This window comes from Embleya sp. L77 (genome assembly GCF_055557415.1).
Map to the genome: position 1 here is coordinate 2,787,950 of NZ_CM145709.1, position 18,625 is coordinate 2,806,574.

The 18,625-nt window shown below is 71.5% G+C and carries 16 protein-coding genes and 1 tRNA gene; 7 read left to right on the forward strand and 10 right to left on the reverse strand.

Annotated elements, in window-relative coordinates:
- Window positions 1-355: 355 nt before the first annotated feature.
- The 9 genes from ACZOOI_RS11635 to ACZOOI_RS11675 all read right to left on the reverse strand — a co-directional run bounded on the left by ACZOOI_RS11635 (window position 356) and on the right by ACZOOI_RS11675 (window position 8,423).
- Window positions 356-1,201 carry an SGNH/GDSL hydrolase family protein gene (locus ACZOOI_RS11635; RefSeq protein ID WP_465280580.1) on the reverse strand — a complete coding sequence of 282 codons (846 nt, stop codon included), beginning with the start codon at window positions 1,199-1,201 and terminating at the stop codon, window positions 356-358.
- 600 nt (window positions 1,202-1,801) lie between these two features.
- Window positions 1,802-1,875: transfer RNA gene (locus ACZOOI_RS11640), tRNA-Ala, on the reverse strand.
- 49 nt (window positions 1,876-1,924) lie between these two features.
- Window positions 1,925-3,097 (reverse strand): divisome protein SepX/GlpR, encoded by a 1,173-nt coding sequence (gene sepX, locus ACZOOI_RS11645; protein WP_465280581.1) that lies wholly within the window; start codon window positions 3,095-3,097, stop codon window positions 1,925-1,927.
- 409 nt (window positions 3,098-3,506) lie between these two features.
- Window positions 3,507-4,136: a GNAT family N-acetyltransferase gene (locus ACZOOI_RS11650; protein ID WP_391588265.1), complete on the reverse strand. Its 630-nt coding sequence runs from the start codon at window positions 4,134-4,136 to the stop codon at window positions 3,507-3,509.
- A complete protein-coding gene (locus ACZOOI_RS11655) occupies window positions 4,121-4,798 on the reverse strand; it encodes a MogA/MoaB family molybdenum cofactor biosynthesis protein (RefSeq protein WP_465280582.1) in 678 nt (225 codons plus the stop codon). Before ACZOOI_RS11655 ends, ACZOOI_RS11650 begins: the two co-directional genes overlap by 16 nt.
- Window positions 4,799-4,806: 8 nt before the next feature.
- A complete protein-coding gene (moaC, locus tag ACZOOI_RS11660) occupies window positions 4,807-5,274 on the reverse strand; it encodes a cyclic pyranopterin monophosphate synthase MoaC (protein ID WP_396008357.1) in 468 nt (155 codons plus the stop codon).
- 252 nt (window positions 5,275-5,526) lie between these two features.
- Window positions 5,527-6,747 (reverse strand): molybdotransferase-like divisome protein Glp, encoded by a 1,221-nt coding sequence (glp, locus tag ACZOOI_RS11665; RefSeq protein WP_396008212.1) that lies wholly within the window; start codon window positions 6,745-6,747, stop codon window positions 5,527-5,529.
- On the reverse strand, window positions 6,744-7,670 hold the full coding sequence (locus ACZOOI_RS11670) for a UTP--glucose-1-phosphate uridylyltransferase (protein ID WP_465280583.1): 927 nt from the start codon (window positions 7,668-7,670) through the stop codon (window positions 6,744-6,746). The genes glp and ACZOOI_RS11670 overlap by 4 nt, the downstream gene beginning before the upstream one ends.
- 9 nt (window positions 7,671-7,679) lie before the next feature.
- Window positions 7,680-8,423, reverse strand: a complete 744-nt coding sequence (locus tag ACZOOI_RS11675) for a GGDEF domain-containing protein (RefSeq protein ID WP_465280584.1) — start codon at window positions 8,421-8,423, stop codon at window positions 7,680-7,682.
- Between the two features lie 91 nt (window positions 8,424-8,514).
- Between ACZOOI_RS11675 and ACZOOI_RS11680 the strand changes: the two genes are divergently transcribed.
- On the forward strand, window positions 8,515-9,102 hold the full coding sequence (locus tag ACZOOI_RS11680; RefSeq protein ID WP_465280585.1) for a 5-formyltetrahydrofolate cyclo-ligase: 588 nt from the start codon (window positions 8,515-8,517) through the stop codon (window positions 9,100-9,102).
- 18 nt (window positions 9,103-9,120) lie between these two features.
- On the opposite strand, the gene ACZOOI_RS11685 is transcribed toward ACZOOI_RS11680, so the two are convergent.
- Window positions 9,121-12,297 (reverse strand): penicillin acylase family protein, encoded by a 3,177-nt coding sequence (locus ACZOOI_RS11685; protein ID WP_465280586.1) that lies wholly within the window; start codon window positions 12,295-12,297, stop codon window positions 9,121-9,123.
- 297 nt (window positions 12,298-12,594) lie between these two features.
- Between ACZOOI_RS11685 and ACZOOI_RS11690 the strand changes: the two genes are divergently transcribed.
- The 6 genes from ACZOOI_RS11690 (at window position 12,595) to mscL (ending at window position 18,574) form a co-directional block, all read left to right on the forward strand.
- The gene (locus tag ACZOOI_RS11690) at window positions 12,595-14,097 is read left to right on the forward strand and encodes a potassium/proton antiporter (protein ID WP_465280587.1); all 1,503 of its coding nucleotides are present in this window, start codon (window positions 12,595-12,597) and stop codon (window positions 14,095-14,097) included.
- Between the two features lie 267 nt (window positions 14,098-14,364).
- A complete protein-coding gene (locus tag ACZOOI_RS11695; protein ID WP_465280588.1) occupies window positions 14,365-15,636 on the forward strand; it encodes an MFS transporter in 1,272 nt (423 codons plus the stop codon).
- A gap of 46 nt (window positions 15,637-15,682) precedes the next feature.
- A complete protein-coding gene (locus tag ACZOOI_RS11700; protein ID WP_465280589.1) occupies window positions 15,683-16,045 on the forward strand; it encodes an FmdB family zinc ribbon protein in 363 nt (120 codons plus the stop codon).
- Between the two features lie 3 nt (window positions 16,046-16,048).
- Window positions 16,049-16,888, forward strand: a complete 840-nt coding sequence (locus tag ACZOOI_RS11705; protein WP_465280590.1) for an S-methyl-5'-thioadenosine phosphorylase — start codon at window positions 16,049-16,051, stop codon at window positions 16,886-16,888.
- Window positions 16,889-17,249: 361 nt separating this feature from the next.
- Window positions 17,250-17,963 carry an SAF domain-containing protein gene (locus ACZOOI_RS11710; RefSeq protein WP_465280591.1) on the forward strand — a complete coding sequence of 238 codons (714 nt, stop codon included), beginning with the start codon at window positions 17,250-17,252 and terminating at the stop codon, window positions 17,961-17,963.
- 125 nt (window positions 17,964-18,088) lie between these two features.
- Window positions 18,089-18,574, forward strand: coding sequence for a large conductance mechanosensitive channel protein MscL (gene mscL, locus ACZOOI_RS11715; RefSeq protein ID WP_465280592.1), 486 nt, complete (start codon window positions 18,089-18,091; stop codon window positions 18,572-18,574).
- The last annotated feature ends 51 nt before the right edge of the window (window positions 18,575-18,625 follow it).

Here is an 18,625-nt window from a genome sequence, read left to right on the forward strand (position 1 = left end):
CCGGCCGCACCCCCCAGCCCCGCCCCCGCACAGCCCGTCCGGCGCTTGAGGACAACCCAAGCCTCCACGAGACCAACGCACAGACGGGTCCGCAACCCACCCAGCCGGTCACACAACCCAACCAGCCCGTCCGGCGCTTGAGGACACCCCAAGCCTCCACGAGACCAACGCACAGACGGGTCCGCAACCCACCCAGCCCGTCCGGCGTTTGAGGACACCCCAAGCCCACACAAGACCAACGCACACCGGGGCACCCAACCCCATCAGCCCGTCCGGCGCTTGAGGACAACCCAACCCAGACCAACCCATCAGCCCGTCCGGCGCATGAGGACCAGCCGGACGGGCCCGACCCGCCCTACGAGGCTTGACGACTCACGGGCACGCCAACGGGCGACGGCGCGGCGACAATCTCCAGCGGCGCCAACTCCGGCCGCTTCGCGGTCACGTGATCCCCCGACGACTGCCCCCGAAGCCTCCGCCCGATCCAAGGCACCAGGTGCTCCCGCGCCCAATGCACGTTCTCCAACCGCGCCGCACCCGCAGTGACCTCGACCTCCTCGGCCGGCCACGGCGCGTCCGGATCGCCCTCGGCGGACAGCCCGAGCGCCCGCCCGACCTTGAGCGCCACCCGGTCGTGACCCTCCGGCGACAGGTGCAGTCGGTCCTCGCTCCAGGCCCGCCGATCGTGCAACGACGTGAGTCCCCACATGTCCGCGACGAGGCAGTCGTAGCGATCCGCGACCGCCCGCAACAGCTCGTTGTACGTGGCGACCTTGCCCCGGATCAGCTTGAGCACCGGCACCCAGCGCGTGTCGAACCCGGTGAACACCACGACCCGCGCGCCCGCCGCCGTCAACGCGGCGACCGCCTCCTCGTACTCGGCGGCCAACTTGTCCGGATCACTCCCGGGCCGCAGCACATCGTTGCCACCCGCACACAACGTCACCAGATCCGGCCGCGCCGCGATGGCCAGCGGCACCTGCTCCTCGACGATCTGGTGCAACAACTTCCCGCGCACCGCGAGATTCGCGTACCGCAACCCCGGCCGCTCCACCGCCAGCCGAGCCGCGAACCGGTCGGCCCATCCGAGAAAATGCCCGTCGGGCCCGGGGTCGCCCACCCCTTCGGTGAAGCTGTCGCCGATGGCCACATAAGAGTTGATTTCGGACAGGTTCCCGCGCGGATTCACTACCTCGGCCATGTCACCCGATGTTGGCATCGCTCACCTCGCCTACGCGACCGTAATAACCACCCGAACACACTCCGCTACACGCGGCAGCACACCCGCATGCCAGATCGCGGGCGCACTCTTCGGGCAAGGCCGATCCCGCGCCGTCCATTCCCGCCCCGAGCAGAATGCGACACAGTTCACCCACGCATCACCGGCCCGCCATCCGGAGACCGGCGGGATGGCGGTGACGAGGACCACAGCCCACCCACCCCGTGCCCGATCCCGCCGGCCCAGGACAGCCAACTACCACCCCGGGTAACGGAGTTGCCGATACCGGCCGACCGGACGCGGCCCGACACCGGAATCACGTCGAGCGTGACCACAGGCGATACAGACCGAACAGGCACGCGAGTTCCACGCCGGGGCGACCAAGGTCTCCGCGCTCCGAGCCCAAAGGCAGCCCACAACTCAACGTGGGCCAATTCCCGGCACGCACCGGGCAGGCTTCGCCGACCCGGGTCTCGCGGCGGCCCGAGGGGGCACACCGTAGGGCCGGAAGCCTTCCGCCGGCGCTTCTGCGGAAATGACGAAAGCCCCGCCGGGTGGGACCGGCGGGGCTTTCGTGCTGTGTGGACCTGTGGGGATTTGAACCCCAGACCCCCTCGATGCGAACGAGGTGCGCTACCAGACTGCGCCACAGGCCCAACGAGGAGAAACATTACCACCTCGGCGAAGTGGGTCGTGCACGGGTATTCACTCGTTGACGGCCCGGCGCCACTCGTGTTCGTACAGGGGCAGCGAGTCGACCGAGGCGCCGTAGCCGGCGCGGGTGTCCTCGGCGTATTGGTCGAACAACGGGGTGGACGGGCGCGGTGCCTCGGTCGGGACGGGGTCCGGGACGGCATGGATCTGCGGGCGTTCCGGCTCGTGTTCGACGTCGCCGCGCGGGACCACCGGTGCGGTCACGTACGTGGGCAGCGGGACCGGGACCGGGTCCCACGAGTCGCGGTCGTGCGGGTCGCCGCCGGTGGCCAGTTCGGCGATCCACTCGGCCAGCGCGGGCTCCTCCGCCTCCCGGTCGCGCCTGCCTCGGAGGCCGGCCGACGCCGAGGCTCCCGAGGCGCCGTTCGGCCCGGACGAGCCGGTCGACCCCGAGCGTGGTGTGCGCGTCTGCCGCGCGTCGCCGCCGGCCGGCGGGGTCGCGGAACGGGGTTGGGGCGGCGTCGCGTCGTGCGTCTCGCGGGTTTTGGCCCGAGGGCGCGATTCGGCGGCCGAGGCGCCGTCGGCCGGCGTGCCGGACCTGCCGCCCGCGGGACGGCCCAGCCGGCGCAGGCCGGCCTCGTAGCGCCGCCGCTCCTGCACACGCAGGTGCACGATGTAGGCGGACAGCAGGACGCCGGGTACGGCCGGCAGCCACACCCACGCGAGACCGGCCACACCGGCCACGATCGCGCCGGCGGTGAAGGTCGCGAACAGGGTCGCGATGACCCGACGGCGCCGGGTGAGCAGCGCCGCCCGGCCGTTGTCCCGGCGCACCGACGCGGCGGGGCGCTTGGCCGCGCCGGGCTTGCCGGCCTTGGCCGGGGACGCCGGCCCGGGGATCACGGCCTGCTGCGGCGTCGTCGGCGCGGCGGGCTTGGTCGGGTGCTGCCGAGCGCGCGGCGGTTCGGTCGGGCCGCGCCGCTCGGGCGCGTCCGTGCCGTCCTCGGCGGGCGTTCGGACCTCCGCGGGCGCGCGGGTCTCCGCGAGCGCACGGGCGGAGCGGCGCTCGAAGGCGCCGCGACGGGAGAGGATCCGGATCGCGGTGGTGAATCGCTCGGTCGGCCGGGCCTCGTTGAGCTCGTCCTGTCGGCGAAGCCACATGGGCACCAGATAGGCAGCCCAGGCCCCCACGATCGCTGCGTAGATCAGGCCGCTGCCGTTCACGCTTCACACGCTAAGCCGGATGGGCACCGCATCGTCGGATTAGGCACGGTGTGTCGCCCGATCCGCGGTGATGCCCATGTGACGAATGTGACTGCCGAGACTGCCGAGGCGACCAAATCCACCGAACCGTCCGGCGCGGCCGAAATAGCCGAGAAGCCCGGCACGGCCGAATTCACCGAGAAGCCCGACCCGGCCGAAACAACCGAAGCAACCGGCGCAACCAGGACGCCCGAGACGGCCGAGACACCCGAGATACCCGGGGCCGCCGTGGCCCCCGAGGCCCCTCGGGCAGCCGTTCTCCGGGATGCGCCGGGGTCTGCCGAGGTGACACCGCTCATATCTCCGGGAGAGTAGCGAAATCGCAAGATCGATGTGTCGATATGGCGGGATCGATCTCGAAGAGATTCCGCTACCAGGTGAAGCCCCGGCTCTCGCGGTAGGCGCGCCACCGCATCAGGAGACCTTCGGGGACCTCCTCGGCGTTCAACGCGTAGGCGATGTGGTCGCGCCAGTCGCCGTCGATGTGCAGGTAGCGCGGGCGCAGGCACTCCTCGCGGAACCCCAGCTTGTCCACCACCCGCCGACTGGCCCGGTTCTCCGGGCGGATGCACACCTCAAGGCGATGGACGCCCAGCCGGAAGAAGCAGTGGTCGGCGGCGAGCGCGACCGCCGTGGGCATCACGCCCAGCCCGGCGACCCGTTCGTCCACCCAGTAGCCGACGTGCGCCGAGCACATCGAACCCCAGGTGATCCCGGCGACCGTGACCTGACCGACCAACTGCCCGTCGTACAACACCACGAACGGCAACATCCGGCCGGCGCCCGCCTCGGCCCGCAGAAAGCGCACCATCTGCCGGAACGTCGGCCGCCGACCGGCCGCGGAGCCCGGCGGCACGGTCGCCTCCCAGCGGCGCAGCCACTCGCGGTTGCGGGTGTGCACCTCCTGCCAGGCGACCGCGTCCCGGGCGCGGATCGGGCGCAGGGTTACCCGGCCCTCGGTGAGCTCCACCGGCCACCCGCGGGTCAGTGCGTGCCCCATGGCGGCTGCTGCGCCCCTCCGTAGCCCCCGCCGCCCTGGAACCCACCGCCCGCGCCGCCGCCCTGGTAGCCGCCCCCGCCACCGAAGCCGCCCTGGTAGCCGCCGCCTCCGGGCGCGGGCTGCTGCCCGCCGCCGCCGAAGCCGCCGCCGCCACCGCCACCGCCGAACCCGCCGCCCTGCTGGTGGTCACCGCCCTGGAGCTGGGACACCACGTGCGGCAGCACCTTGGCCAGCACGTTGATGCCGTCCTGGGCGCCGCCGGGCGAGCCGGGCAGGTTGACGATCAGGCTGCGGTAGGTCCAGTGCGAGTCCTGGGTGATCGCGACGCCGGCGATGCCGCGCGACAGGATCGAGGTCGGCACCTTGTCGAAGTTCTCCATCCGGATCGCCTCGGCGATGCCCGGCACCTCGTAGCTGATCACCCGGCTGGTCATCTGCGGAGTCTGGTCGAACGGGTTGAGCCCGGTCCCCCCGGTGGTGATGATCACGTCGTAGTGGCCCGCGACCGCGTCCCGCAGCGCTTGGCCGACCGGCTCGCCGTCGGGCACGATCTGCGGGCCCCGCGTCTCGAAGCCCAGTGCCTGCAGCCCGCGCACGATCACCGGACCGCTCTCGTCCCCGTAGGTCCCTGCCGCCGCCCGCGTGGACACGGTGATCACCATGGCTCGCATCAGACTTGCCCTCCGTCCCGTTGTGTGGTCGCTGCCCCGGTGTCCCGTTCCCAGTCCCCGGAGGCGCCGCCCGTCTTCCGCTCGACCCGCACGTCGGTGATGACCGCGCCCGGGTCCACTGCCTTGATCATGTCCACGACCGTGAGCGCCGCGACGGAGACCGCGGTCAGCGCCTCCATCTCGACGCCGGTTCGGTCCGCGGTGCGCACGGTCGCGGTGATCTCCACCGCGTCGTCGTGCACCGTCAGGTCCACCGCGACGCCGTGCAGCGCGATCGGGTGGCACAGCGGCACCAGGTCGGGCGTGCGCTTGGCCGCCATGATGCCCGCGATCCGGGCCGTGGCCAGTGCGTCACCCTTGGGCATGCCCTCGCCCCGCAGGAGTTCGACCACGCGCGGCGACACGAGCACCCGGCCCGAGGCCGAGCCCGTGCGGACCGAGATCTGCTTGGCCGTGACGTCCACCATGCGGGCCGCGCCGGCCTCGTCGAGGTGCGTGAGGTTCTTGGCGCCGCGCGTCAACTTTCCACCCCATACGGTGAGCCCCCCGTGCGGTGGGGCGTCGAAGTGCCGTGTGTATCGAACCGCCCGATGCGTCGGACCGCCCTGTGTATCGAACTGCCGTCTGCAACGAACTGCCGTGTGTCGTGCTGGGGCAACGTTAGAGGCACAACCGGGCGGCCCGCATGCACGGGGCCGCCCGGACGGGGTTCGCGGCGCTCAGCCGAGCAGCATCACGGACACCTCGGCGCCCTCGGCGACCTCGGTGACGTCGGCGGGAAGGGTGATCAGCGCGTTCGCCTTGGCCAGGCTGCCGAGCAGGTGGGAGCCGGTGCCGCCGACCGGGTCCACGGTGCCCTCGCCGACCCCCGCGGGCGGCGGGGTGTACCAGGCGCGCAGGTACTGGCGCTTGCCCTCGGGCGACTTCAGCGCCGCCGAGCAGCCGGCCCGGACGATCGGCCGCTCGGTGACCTCGGCGCCCTGCATCCGCAGCAGCGCCGGACGCACGAACACCTCGAAGGACACGAACGCACTGACCGGATTGCCGGGGAGAGTGAAGATCGGCGTCTCGTCCGGACCGATCACGCCGAAGCCCTGAGGCATCCCCGGCTGCATCGCGACCTTGCCGAACTCGACCGTGCCCAGCTCGGAGAGCACCTCCTTGACCACGTCGTAGGCACCCGCGCTGACGCCGCCCGTGGTGACCACCACATCCGCCCGGATCAGCTGGTCCTCGATCGTGTCGATCAGGATCTTCGGGTCGTCGGGCACGTTGCCGACCCGGTACGCGATGGCACCCGCCTCGCGTGCGGCGGCGGTGAGCATGTAGCTGTTCGAGTCGCGGATCTGGCCGGGGCCGATCGGCCGGCCGGGCTGGGTCAGCTCGCTGCCGGTGGACAGGATCACCACGCGCGGCTTGGGCCGCACCCGGATGCGCTCGCGGCCGATCGCGGCGAGCAGGCCGACCTGCGCCGAGCCGATCGCGCTGCCCGCGTCCAGGACGGTCTGCCCGGCGGTGACGTCGCTGCCCCGGCGGCGGATGTACTGGCCGCTCTCCGGCGCCTTGGTGATCCGTACCGTCGGCATGCCCGCGTCGGTCCACTCGACCGGCACGATCGCCTCGGCGCCCTCCGGCAGCGGCGCGCCGGTCATGATCCGGGCGCAGGTGCCGGAACCGATCGCGGTCTTGGGCGCGTTGCCCGCGGCGATGTCGTCCACCACGTCGAGTACCACCGGATAGCGCTCGCCCGCGTCGGCGACGTCCGCGAGGCGGACCGCGTATCCGTCCATCGACGAGTTGTCGAACGGTGGCAGGTCGCCGGTCGCGGCGACCTCGTCGACCAGGAGGCTGCCGTGCGCGTCGAGCAGTTGCAGTTCGAGGGGGGCCAGCGGTGCGATCCGCCCGAGGATCCCGGTCAGGTGGTCCTCGACGCTTTTCATGCTTGCATCTCCTCGTTCACGTACTGCCTCAGCCAGGCCCGGAACTCGGGTCCCAGATCATCACGCTCGCATGCCAGCTTCACGATGGCACGCAGATAGTCGGCCCGGTCGCCCGTGTCGTACCGGCGGCCGGAGAACAGCACGCCGTGCACCGTGCCGCCCTCGGCCGACTCGCGACCCGCGAGCACCCGCAGCGCGTCGGTCAGTTGGATCTCGTCGCCCCGGCCCGGCGGCGTGTGTTCGAGCACGTCGAAGACCGAGGGGTCGAGCAGGTAGCGGCCGATCACCGCGAAGTTGCTGGGCGCGCTGCCGGGTTCGGGCTTCTCCACGAGATCGGTCACCCGCACCACGCCGGGCTCGGAGACGCCCTCGGCGAGGGGTTCGACCGCCGCGCAGCCGTAGAGGTGGATCTGGGACGGGTCGACCTCGATCAGTGCGACGACGCTGCCGCCGAGTTCGCGGCGCACCCGCAACATCGTGCTCAGCAGCGGATCGCGCGGGTCGATCAGGTCGTCGCCGAGCAGCACCGCGAACGGCTCGTCGCCCACGTGCGGGCGGGCGCACGAGACGGCGTGTCCCAGGCCGCGCGGGTCGCCCTGGCGGACGTAGTGGATCGCGGCCAGCTCGCTCGACTCGCGAACGAGCTTGAGCCGCTCCAGGTCGCCCTTGGCGGCCAACGCGTGTTCGAGTTCGTACGCGCGGTCGAAGTGGTCCTCCAGCGGGCGCTTGTTGCGCCCGGTGACCATCAGCACGTCGGTCAGCCCGGCGGCGACCGCCTCCTCGACCACGTACTGGATCGCCGGCGTGTCCACGACCGGCAACATCTCCTTGGGCGTCGCCTTCGTCGCCGGCAGGAAGCGCGTGCCGAGACCTGCGGCGGGTACGACGGCCTTCGTGATGTGGAACGAGCGACGCGGAGGCATGGCCGCACACTAACGGGTGAGATCACCGGGGGTCCCGGGAAGCCCGGCGATTGGCCTGTTGTCGGCCGGTGGTCCGCTCTCGGCCGGATCCGGGCCGCAGAACCGGTCGCCGCCCGCCCGTTTGGCCCGACCCAGCGCCCGGTCCGCGGCCCGCAGCAGGGTCGCGGCGTGCGTGCCGTCCTCGGGCAGTACGGCCAGGCCGATCGCCATCGTCAGCCGCACCGGGTCGGCCGTCGCGCCGAAGCTGCCGCGCCGGACCGCGTAGCACAGGCGTTCGGCGACCTTGGCCGCACCGGACGCGTCGGTCTCGGGCAGCAGGATCACGAACTCCTCGCCGCCGTAGCGGGCGATGGTGTCCACCTGGCGGATCTCCAGGGCCAGCCGCTGGGCCACCTCGCGCAGCACCGAACCCGCGCCCTGATGGCCGTGTCGCTCGTTGACGTCGCGAAAGTGGTCCAGGTCCAGCATGAGCAGCCCGAGCGGTCGGCCGAACCGGGTCGCGCGCATCACCTCGCGATCCAGCACGAGTTGCAGGTAGCGGTAGTTCCACACGCCGGTCAGCGGGTCGGTCACCGACAGCCGCTCCAGTTCGGCGCGGCTGAGTTCCAGTCGGGTGACCTCGTGCCGCAGCTCGGGCAGCTCGTTGCCGGCGATCGCGCGCAACCGGCGCACGGCAACGGCCAGCGAGCCGACCGCGACCGAGAGCGCGCCGACGAGCAGGATGATCAGAAGACGTTCGAAAGTCAGGCCCATGCGGGGTCCGGGTCAGGTGCGGTGGCGCGAACTGTGTCGATTGCGCGGACTCCTTCGATAACCCGTCCAAACACGTCATTCAGGGAACAGCATGAAGGACATCCTCAACGACAAGGCCACGCTGAGGTCACAGTTGATGCACTCACGGTCACACACGGGGTCGGATCGGCGTGTCGCGGCGAGTCGCGCGCTCCGCAACGCGCTCCTCGCGCTCCCCGAGGTGGCCGCGGCCGCGACCGTGGCGGCCTACGTGCCGGTGGGTTCGGAGCCGGGCGGCCGGGATCTGGCCGAGGATCTCGCCGCCGGGTCGACGCGGCGCGTGCTGCTGCCGGTGTTGTTGCCGGACAACGACCTGGACTGGGCGGTGTACGAGGGGCCCGCGTCGCTGGTGCCGGCCGGCCGGGGGCTGCGCGAGCCGATCGGGCCGCGGCTGGGCGTCGAGGGTGTGCGTACGGCGGACGTGCTGGTGGTGCCCGGTCTCGCGGTGGATCGCCGCGGACGGCGGCTCGGGCGTGGCGGCGGGTCCTACGACCGGGCACTGGCCCGGGTGCCGGCCTCGGCCGTGACGGTGGTGCTGCTCTACGACGACGAGGTGCTCGACCGGGTGCCGGCCGAGCCGCACGACGTGCCCGTGGACATCGCGGTGACGCCCGCGGCGGTGTACCGGTTCACCCGGTAGCACCGCCGCGGGCCGCCGTCACGGTCCGCCCGGGGCCGGCGCGGCGGGGCCTGCGGGCTCCAGGGTCAGCCGGTGTTTGGCCGCCTTGTCCACCGCCGCGGGCGTGTACGCCCACTGCAGGGTCTTGCCCTCGCGCCACAGGTCGGTCTGGTCGGTGTAGTTGTCGTGCCACACGTGTCCGGACGCGCCGGTGAGGTTGATCCAGCGGGACTCGTCCAGGTTGGCCAGGTCCACCACCATCCGCATCGACGGCACGGTGGTCACCTCATAGCCCTGCGCGACGTTCCACCCGGTCGCGTTGACCAGGCCCTCACCGCCGGACATCCGGTACGGGCCGCGGTTGAGCATGTACTTGACCGGGCCCGGCCCCTCGGTGCCCAGCGTCTGGTTGCGCAGCGTCAGCGTGTGCAGCCGACCCCACGACCAGGTGTCGATGTCCTTGCCGAGCCGGGAGGTGAGGTCCTTCTTCGCCTCGGTCATCGCCTTGTGCAGCAGACCGTCGCGAGTGGTGATCGAGCCCGGGTTCTTGGAGATGTTCCACCACGGGCTCTCCGGGCTGGCCAGCAGCGTGCGGGCCACCTCGTTCCACCGGTCGCCGCCGTCGGGTTGCGCGGTCGAGTCGTCCCGATCGCCGCACTGCACGCGGGTGTTCGACGAGTTGCTCGCACAGTCGTTGTCGGCCCGGACCGAGAACGGCATCTTGTCGCCGAAGGCCAGCATCAGCACCTGGCGCCACACCGCGTTGAAGTACGCGGCCGACTTGGAGTCGGCCCGGTTGCGCATGTCCCAGCCCCGGAGCAGGTCCTGTGCCTCGCGCACCCAGGGATCCTCGACCCGGACCGCGAGCAGGTACGGCACCAGCAACTGCGCGACCGGGTTGAGGTCGTCGGCCTGCATCTTCTGCATCATCGCCGGATCGATCTTGCCCGGCGCCTTGGTGATCATCTCCTCGATCCGCTGACTGCGCGAACCGTAGCCCCAGTCCGAGGTCAGCAGGTACGGGTACGCCGGCGTGGTCACCGCGTTGTTGGCGGTGACGATGTAGCCCTCCGGCGGGTCGTACACGTTCGGCAGCGAATCGAACGGGATGGTGCCGGCCCAGTCGTATTTGGCGTCCCACCCGTACACCGGCCAGCGGCCGTCACCGGTGCGGCGCACCGGGATCTTGCCCGGCGCCTGGTAGCCGATGTGCCCTTCGACGTCCGCGTAGATCGCGTTCTGCGACGGCGCGTCGAAGTTCTTCAGCGCGGCCCGGAAGTCGTTCCAGTTCTGCGCCTTGTTCAGCTGGAAGAGCGCGTCCATCGAGGTGCCCGGATCCAGCGCGGTCCAGCGCAGCGCGACCGCGTAGCCCTCCTCGCGCTGCGGGCTCAGGTCCGGGATCGGCGCGTCCTTGCCGACGTCCTCCAACTCGTCGGACGCGTCGGTCAGGATCGGCCCGTGCCGGGTGCTGCGCACGGTGATGTGCCGATCGCCGCCGCCGGCCACCTTGATCGTCTCCTGCCGGACCTCGGTGAACGGCTCGTACTTGTTGTTGTAGAGCACGCCGTCGCCCTGGACCTTCTCCAGGTACAGGTCGGTCACGTCGGCGCCGAGGTTGGTGAAGCCCCACGAGATCTTCTGGTTGTGGCCGATGATCACGCCCGGCATGCCGGAGAACGTGTAGCCGGAGACGTCGTACTGGCACTTCGGCCCGACCGTGCGACAGTGCAGGCCCATCTGGTACCAGACCGAGGGCAACGACGGGGACAGGTGCGGGTCGTTGGCCAGCAGCGGCTTGCCGGTGGTGGTGCGACTGCCCGCGACCACCCACGAGTTGGAGCCGACGCCGGAGGACTTCTCGCTGAACAGCGAGGGCAGCTTGGCCAGCGACTCGGACAGGCCGGCCAGCACGTTCTGCGCGCTCTTCGAGGGCACCGCGGGCGGCGCGTCCTGGACGAAGCGCTCGGTCTTGCCGTCCTTGGGGTCCTTGACGATTTCGCCGGCGCGCACGATCGGCTTGTTCACCTCGTACGGATACGGCGGGTAGAGCTCGTCGATCTGGTTGACCGTCAACTTGTCGGACAACAACGCCCGGTCGATCTCGTCCTGCATGTTGGTGCGCAGGTCCCAGGCCATCGCCTTGAGCCAGGCGACCGAGTCGACCGGGGTCCACGGCTCGGCCTTGTAGCCGTCGTGCACGACGCCGAGCAGCGCGTACTCGAACGAGGCGTCGGCGCCCTTGTGGTCCTTGAGGTAGGCGTTGACCCCCTCGGAGTACGCCTGGAGGAACTTCTGCGACTCCGGCGGCAGCGCCGCGTACTCCTGCTCCGCCACCTTGCGCCAGCCCAGCGTGCGCAGGAACTTGTCGTTGTCCACCTGCCCGGAGCCGAACATCTCGGACAGCCGGCCCGAGGTCATGTGCCGGCGCACGTCCATCTCCCAGAACCGGTCCTGGGCGTGCACGTAGCCCTGCCCGCGGAAGAGGTCCTCGGACGTGTCGGCGTACACCTGCGGGATGCCCTGGGCGTCGCGCACCACCTCGACCTTGCCGGTCAGCCCCGGCACCCGGACCGTGCCGGACGTCTGCGGGAACGAGTCGCGCGACAACTGCCAGCCCCACCAGCCCAGTCCGCCGATCGCGATGGCCAGCACCACGACCAGGACGATGGCCGTCAACCGGAATCGGCGCCACGCCTTGGACGGTCCCTTGGGGGTCGTCGGTCGTTCCTTGACCTTGGCGGTGCCGCCGGGCGCGGGCGCCTCGGCCGCGGCCTCGGGCTCGGGCTCGGGCGCCGGTGCGGGCCGGGATGCGGGCTGCGGTGCGGCTGCGGGCTCGGGTTCGACCCGTGGCGGCTCGGCGGCTCGCGGCGCGGGCGGCGCGGCGGGCGCGGGGATGGCGACGGGAGCGGGCGGCTCCGCGTACGGCTCGGGGGGCGAGTAGGGCTCCTGGGCGGGGTGCGACTCCTGCGGTGCGTACGGTCCTTGCGCGGCATACGGCTCTTGCGGCGCGTACGGCTCGGATTCGCCGTACGGCTCGGGCGCGGCCCGGCGCTCACGCTCCGCGCGTTCTTCCGCGCGCCGCTGGGCCGCGACCGGATCCGCCGCGGCCCACTGCGATGTGGGCCACTCGCCCGTGGGCCAGTCGTCCCACCCGGAGGATGAGGCGTCCTGGCCACCGGGGGGCTGCTCCGGGTCGGGCGTCTTCGAGGGAGGCATCAAGGTCCTTATGCGGTCGGTGCGGCAAGGGACACCTTAAAAGCCGAGCGTCGTCGGCATCACAGCCACGGGTACGAGACGGGACCCCTCTGGGGTATGGATCCTTCGCTTTGGTAAAATATTTGCCAGGCGTAGGTAATTCATCGCCGGTTCGCCGGCGCGGCTGGGCCCCCCTTCCCACGGCTCGCTGATTGCCTGCGCATCGCGGCGTCGCCGGCTCTGCCCGTCGTCGCCTGCCTTCATGTTCTGCACTCCGTGCGGCCGCCTGGGGGGTGGCCGGACCGACGACCGCCGGAGGTGACGCACGTGTCCGTGCCCGAGCTCAACCAGGTCCTGCTCCTGGGTGCCATCGTCATGCTGTCCGCCGTCATAGCGGTGCGCCTGGCGACCAGAACCGGACTGCCGAGCCTGCTGCTCTACCTCGGACTCGGGATCCTGATCGGGGACGACGGCCTCGGCATAGGTTTCGACAACGCCGAACTGACCCAAACGCTCGGCTACGCCGCGCTGATAGTAATCCTCGCCGAGGGCGGGATAGCGACCAGTTGGAAGGAGATCAAGCCGTCGGTGCCGGCGGCTGCGGTGCTGTCCACCGTAGGGGTCGGAGTGAGCGTCGCGGTCACCGCGTTGGCCACTCGGATAGTGCTGGACGTCGACTGGTCGACCGCGATCCTGATGGGCGCGATCGTCTCCTCCACGGACGCCGCCGCGGTGTTCTCGGTGCTGCGCAAGCTGCCGCTGCCGCATCGGCTGACCGGTCTGCTGGAGGCCGAGTCCGGCTTCAACGACGCCCCGGTGGTGATCCTGGTGGTCACGTTCGCCCACGTGGGTCACGTCGAACCGTGGTACACGATCCTCGGCGAGATCGGCATGGAGTTGACCATCGGCATGGCGGTCGGCCTCGCGGTGGGTCGGCTCGGCGCGTTCGGCCTGCGCCACGTCGCGCTGCCGGCGTCCGGGCTGTACCCGATCGCGGTGATGGCGCTGTGCGTGCTCGCCTACTCCGGCGGTGCGCTGGCCCACGGCAGCGGGTTCCTCGCGGTCTACCTGACCGCACTCGTGCTGGGCAACTCGCAACTCCCGCACGGCCCCGCCACCCGCGGCTTCGCCGAGGGACTCGGCTGGATCGCGCAGATCGGCCTGTTCGTGCTGTTGGGACTGCTGGTCACCCCACACGAGTTGGCCGGCGCGGTGGTCCCGGCGCTGGTGATCGGCACCATCCTGCTGCTGGTCGCCCGGCCGCTGTCGGTGCTCGTGACCACGACGCCGTTCCGGATACCGTGGCGCGAACAGTTGATCCTGTCCTGGGCGGGGCTGCGCGGAGCGGTGCCGATCGTGCTCGCGACCATCCCGATCGTGAAGGACGTCCCGGACGCCCAGCGGCTGTTCAACATCACCTTCGTGCTGGTGGTGGTCTTCACCCTGGTGCAGGGGCCGACGCTGCCGTGGATAGCCCGCAAGGCCGGTTTCGCGGGCGAGAACGAGCCCACCGACCTGGGCGTGGAGTCCGCACCGCTGGAGAAGCTCCAAGGGCACCTGCTGTCGGTCAGCGTGCCGCCGGGCTCGCGCATGCACGGCGTCGAGGTCGGCGAGCTGCGCCTGCCACGCGGGGCCGCGGTCACCCTGATCGTGCGCGACGACGCGAGCTTCGTGCCCGAGCCGACCACCGTGCTCCGCCGCGGGGACGACCTGCTCGTGGTGGCCACCGACACGGTGCGCGACGACGCCGAGGATCGGCTGCGCGCGGTCAGCCGGGGTGGCAAGCTCGCGGGCTGGTTCGGCGTCAAGGGCGACACCTGAGGTACGATCATGTGGTTGATTGCCATCGGGGCGCCTCCGGGCGCCTCGATCGCCGATCCCCTCCACACACCGACTCTGCCTGACGCAGGGCTGGCGTCGTGACCGCACGGCGGCCGAAGCACGACTTCGGTATCTACCCCGGTGGACGCTTTCGAGGACAGCTCTCGGCGCACCGGGGTTTCCCATGTGCGTCACCAGGTGGCAGGAAGCGACAGCCACGATGCCCACGCATCGGAACGCCGCACCCGTTCGCGGGGAGCGGTGCGCATGATCTCCACGTACTCCTCGCTGCTGCGGACCCCGTCCGCATGGCGATTCCTGGCACCCGCGCTCATCGCGCGGCTGCCCTACGCGATGCTCGGCCTGGGCATCGTGCTGTTGGTCAAGCACACGACCGGCTCGTACGGCACGGCCGGCGCGGTCTCCGCCGCCGCCGCCGTCGCGCTCGCCTTCGTCGGCCCGCAGACCGGTCGGCTCGCCGACCGCTTCGGCCAGGCGGCGGTGGTCGTCCCCGGCGCGCTGCTGCACGGCGCGGCGGTGTCCGCGCTGATCGTGGCCGCCCTCTCCGACGCGCCACTGTGGTTGCTGTTCGGCACCGCGGTGCTCTCCGGCGCGACGGTGCCGCAGATCGGCTCCATGGTGCGGGCCCGCTGGGCCGCCCACCTGGATGGCTCGCCGCTGCTGCCGACCGCGTTCGCGTTCGAGTCGGTGACCGACGAGTTCACCTTCGTGGTGGGCCCGGTGGTGGCCACCTTCCTGGCCACCGGCGTGCATCCGGCCGCCGGGCTGATCGTCGAGGCGGCGCTGACCGTGGTCGGCTCGCTGTTGTTCGCGCTGCAACGCGGCACCGCGCCGCGCCGGGTGGTCCGGGCGGCCGGCGACGCACCGCGGGCGTCCGCACTGCGGATCGGCGGCGTGCGGCTGCTCGTGGTGGCCTTCGTATGCATCGGCGGGGTCTTCGGGACCGTTCAGGTCTCGGTCACCGCGTTCGCCGAGGAGGTCGGCAAGCCCGGCCTCGCCGGCGCGCTGTACGCGGTCTTCGCGGGCGGCAGCCTGGTCGCCGGTGCGGTCTACGGCGCGATCGCCTGGCGGCGGCCGGCGCACCGTCGCATGCTCGTGACGTTCGCCCTGCTGGCCACGGGCACCGCTCCGCTGTGGGCCATCCCCAGCGTGGGAATCATGGTGCCCGTCGCGTTGCTGTGCGGACTGGCGATCGCACCGACGCTGATCACCGGGTTCACTTTGGTCGACACCCTGGTCCCGGCCGAGGCCAAGACCGAGGCGTTCACGTGGCTCACCGGCGCGATCGGCCTGGGCCTCGCACTCGGTTCGACCTTCTCCGGAATGCTCACCGACGCGCGCGGTTCGGGCGCCGGTTTCGCGCTCACCCTGGCGGCGGCCGGCATCGGCTTCCTGGTGGTGCTCGGCGGGCAGCGACTGCTGCGTCCGGGCGTGGATGTGACACCCATTACACCGTCGACCGCGACCGTGGTGGACGGATCTCCGGTGAATGCTGCACCATTGGCACTCGACAGGTGAGAGTGCCAGTACCCAGCTGACCTGTCTGTCGAAGGAGGACCAGACCGTGCCGACGTACCAGTACCAGTGCACCGCCTGTGGCGAGGGCCTTGAGGCCGTCCAGAAGTTCACGGACGACGCGCTGACCGAGTGCCCCGCCTGCCAGGGCAGGCTGCGCAAGGTCTTCTCGGCGGTGGGCGTCGTGTTCAAGGGCTCCGGCTTCTACCGCACCGACAGCCGCGGTTCGAGCACGTCCTCGACGCCGGCGACCGCGTCCACCGGCGCTTCCTCGTCGTCCTCGGACGGCTCCTCGTCCTCGGGTTCGTCGGGTTCCTCGGGTTCGTCGTCCTCGTCGTCGGGTTCGTCGTCCTCGGGCTCGTCGTCCTCCTCGTCGTCCGGCTCCTCCGGTACGACGTCGACGGCGGCCTGACCGATGGCGACCGGCGTGCTGCCGGCGGGGGTGGCTCCGGCCGAGATCGGTGTCATCGGCGGCTCCGGGTTCTACGCGTTCCTGGACGACGTGGTCGAGGTGCGCGTGGACACGCCGTACGGCGCGCCCAGTGACGCCCTGTTCCTGGGCGAGGTGGCCGGCCGTCGGGTCGCCTTCCTGCCCCGGCACGGCCGCGACCACTCGCTCCCGCCGCACCGGATCAACTACCGCGCCAACCTGTGGGCCCTGCGCGCCGTAGGGGTGACGCAGGTGCTCGCGCCGTGCGCGACCGGCGGCCTGCGCGCCGAACTCGGCCCGGGCACGCTCGTGATCCCCGACCAGTTGATCGACCGCACGTCGAGCCGGATCCAGACCTTCTTCGACGGGCTGCCGCTCGCCGACGGGACCATCCCGCCGGTCGTGCACACCACGTTCGCCGACCCGTACTGCGCGGACGGCCGCGCGGTGGTCGCCGCCCGGGCACGCGCCTCGGGCTGGGAGCCGGTGGACGGCGGCACCCTCGTGGTGATCGAAGGACCGCGCTTCTCCACCCGCGCCGAGTCCAAGTGGTATGCGGCACAGGGCTGGTCGATCATCGGCATGACCGGCCACCCCGAAGCCGTACTCGCCCGCGAACTCGGCCTCTGCTGCACCGCGATCGCGCTGGTCACCGACCTGGACGCGGGCGTCGAGGCGGGCGAGGGAGTCACCCACGCCGAGGTGATGAAGGTCTTCGCGGCCAACGTCGACCGACTGCGCACCCTGCTGTTCGACGTGGTCGCGGCGCTGCCCGAGACACGCTCGTGTACGTGCGGCACGGCGGAGGTCGAGCGGCCGGCGTAGCGTCGCTCACTGCGGCCGGCGGAGTGTCGGTCGCTGCGGCCGGCTCGGCGCGCTCGCTGCGGCCGGCTCGGCGCCGCCTGTTGCGGGTCCGGCCGCTGGAGCGTCGGCCCTGTTTTCGTTCCGTTCGTTTGTCGTGAAGGCCGCTTCCCGAGTCCGGGGGGCGGCCTTTGTGGTGGAGGGGACGTCACTCACGTGGGGGAAGTCGTGGTCCCCAGGGGCGGAGTTGTGCACAGGCTTCGGGGCGGCCCGGCCGGGTCGGGACGCCGCGCGGCACGGTGGAGGCGCGGCTCGGCCCTCGTTTCCTGCCCCGGTTCCGACGCGGGTCGGGCCGCACTCACCCGCTGCCCGCGCTGGAGGTGTGATGTCCGCTTCGAGATCGTCCGGAGCCTCGCCCGGTCCGTCGTTCGGCCCGCCGTTCCGGTCGGCGCCGGCCCCGCTCACCCGGCGGCCCTGGCGGCGCGTCCTGGCCCGCCATCGACGCGGCCTGGCCGCGCTGTCGGCCGCCGTCGCGGTGTTCGCGGTGATCGTGGCGGTCCGCCCCGCACCCGCGCCGACCGGCCCGATCCTGGTGGCCGCGCGCGATCTGCCCGCGGGCAGCACCCCCGGGGTCGCCGATCTGACCCTGGTCGCGATGCCGACGGCCCTGCATCCGGCCGGAGTTCTGCATGCGGTCGGGCAGGCCGCCGGGGTCGCGCTGACCGGCCCGCTGCGCCGGGGCGAGCCGGTGACCGACGTCCGGGTGGCCCGCTCCGGCGGCCCGCACGACACGGGCACGGTCGCCCTGCCCGCGCGCTTCGCGGACGCCGACGCGGTGGCCGTACTGCGCCCCGGCGACCGGATCGACGTGCTGGCCGCGCCCGCGCCCGAACACCCCGGTCCGGCACGGCTGATCGTCCCCGCCGCACTCGTCGTGGCCCGTCCGGCCGCGACCGGGGCGTCGTCGACCGGGGCGCTGCTGATCTTGGAGGTCCCACGAGCGGCGGCGAGCGAACTCGCCGGTGCGGCGAACGGGCCGGCCCTGACCTATACCATCCACAGGTTCGTGAGCGACCCTGTTGCGACGAGCGGTGAATGACAGCAGACTCGTGCGGGTTGTTCCGCTTCAAGGGGTATTCCGCGATTACTACGATTGGCCGTATTGATCATGGATCGGACCGCCCCGTCGAGGCTCCGACCGATCGAAATCGATGGGAATCAGCAGTGGGCGGCTTCAAGAAGTTCCTCATGCGCGGAAACGTCGTGGACCTGGCTGTGGCCGTGGTCATCGGCGCCGCGTTCACGGCGGTGGTGACGGCGTTCGTGAAGGGAATGATCAACCCGGTCGTGGGTGCGTTCGGCACCAGGAACCTGGACGGGTACACATCCTGCATCAAGGGCCCGTGCGGGGTCGACGCGAAGGGCGAGGCGACCGGCGTCCAACTGTTGTGGGGCTCCGTACTCGGCGCCGGGCTGACGTTCCTGATCACCGCGGCGGTCGTGTACTTCCTGCTCGTGTTGCCGCTGAACCACATGCTGGAAAAGCGCAAGCAGGCCTTGGGTCAGACGGCCGCGAAGGAACTCAGCGACACCGAACTCCTCACCGAGATTCGCGACCTGCTCGCCGCGCGCCTCGAACCGCCGGCGAACGGCGGCCGGACGCCCGGCCAGGGGGCAACCGGACTGGTCTCCCCACGCTCCGACGTCTGATCGGTCGCCCCCGGTCGGCTCAGCCGCCGACCGCGCACCGGTACGCGCCAC

Bases quoted from the DNA above. Each gene is read 5' to 3' on its own strand.
- ACZOOI_RS11635 (WP_465280580.1), bottom strand. From the start codon at position 1,201: ATGGCCGAGGTAGTGAATCCGCGCGGGAACCTGTCCGAAATCAACTCT.
- ACZOOI_RS11650 (WP_391588265.1), bottom strand. From the start codon at position 4,136: ATGGGGCACGCACTGACCCGCGGGTGGCCGGTGGAGCTCACCGAGGGC.
- ACZOOI_RS11655 (WP_465280582.1), bottom strand. From the start codon at position 4,798: ATGGTGATCACCGTGTCCACGCGGGCGGCGGCAGGGACCTACGGGGAC.
- moaC (WP_396008357.1), bottom strand. From the start codon at position 5,274: ATGGTGGACGTCACGGCCAAGCAGATCTCGGTCCGCACGGGCTCGGCC.
- glp (WP_396008212.1), bottom strand. From the start codon at position 6,747: ATGAAAAGCGTCGAGGACCACCTGACCGGGATCCTCGGGCGGATCGCA.
- ACZOOI_RS11670 (WP_465280583.1), bottom strand. From the start codon at position 7,670: ATGCCTCCGCGTCGCTCGTTCCACATCACGAAGGCCGTCGTACCCGCC.
- ACZOOI_RS11675 (WP_465280584.1), bottom strand. From the start codon at position 8,423: ATGGGCCTGACTTTCGAACGTCTTCTGATCATCCTGCTCGTCGGCGCG.
- ACZOOI_RS11680 (WP_465280585.1), top strand. From the start codon at position 8,515: ATGAAGGACATCCTCAACGACAAGGCCACGCTGAGGTCACAGTTGATG.
- ACZOOI_RS11685 (WP_465280586.1), bottom strand. From the start codon at position 12,297: ATGCCTCCCTCGAAGACGCCCGACCCGGAGCAGCCCCCCGGTGGCCAG.
- ACZOOI_RS11695 (WP_465280588.1), top strand. From the start codon at position 14,365: ATGATCTCCACGTACTCCTCGCTGCTGCGGACCCCGTCCGCATGGCGA.
- ACZOOI_RS11705 (WP_465280590.1), top strand. From the start codon at position 16,049: ATGGCGACCGGCGTGCTGCCGGCGGGGGTGGCTCCGGCCGAGATCGGT.
- ACZOOI_RS11710 (WP_465280591.1), top strand. From the start codon at position 17,250: ATGTCCGCTTCGAGATCGTCCGGAGCCTCGCCCGGTCCGTCGTTCGGC.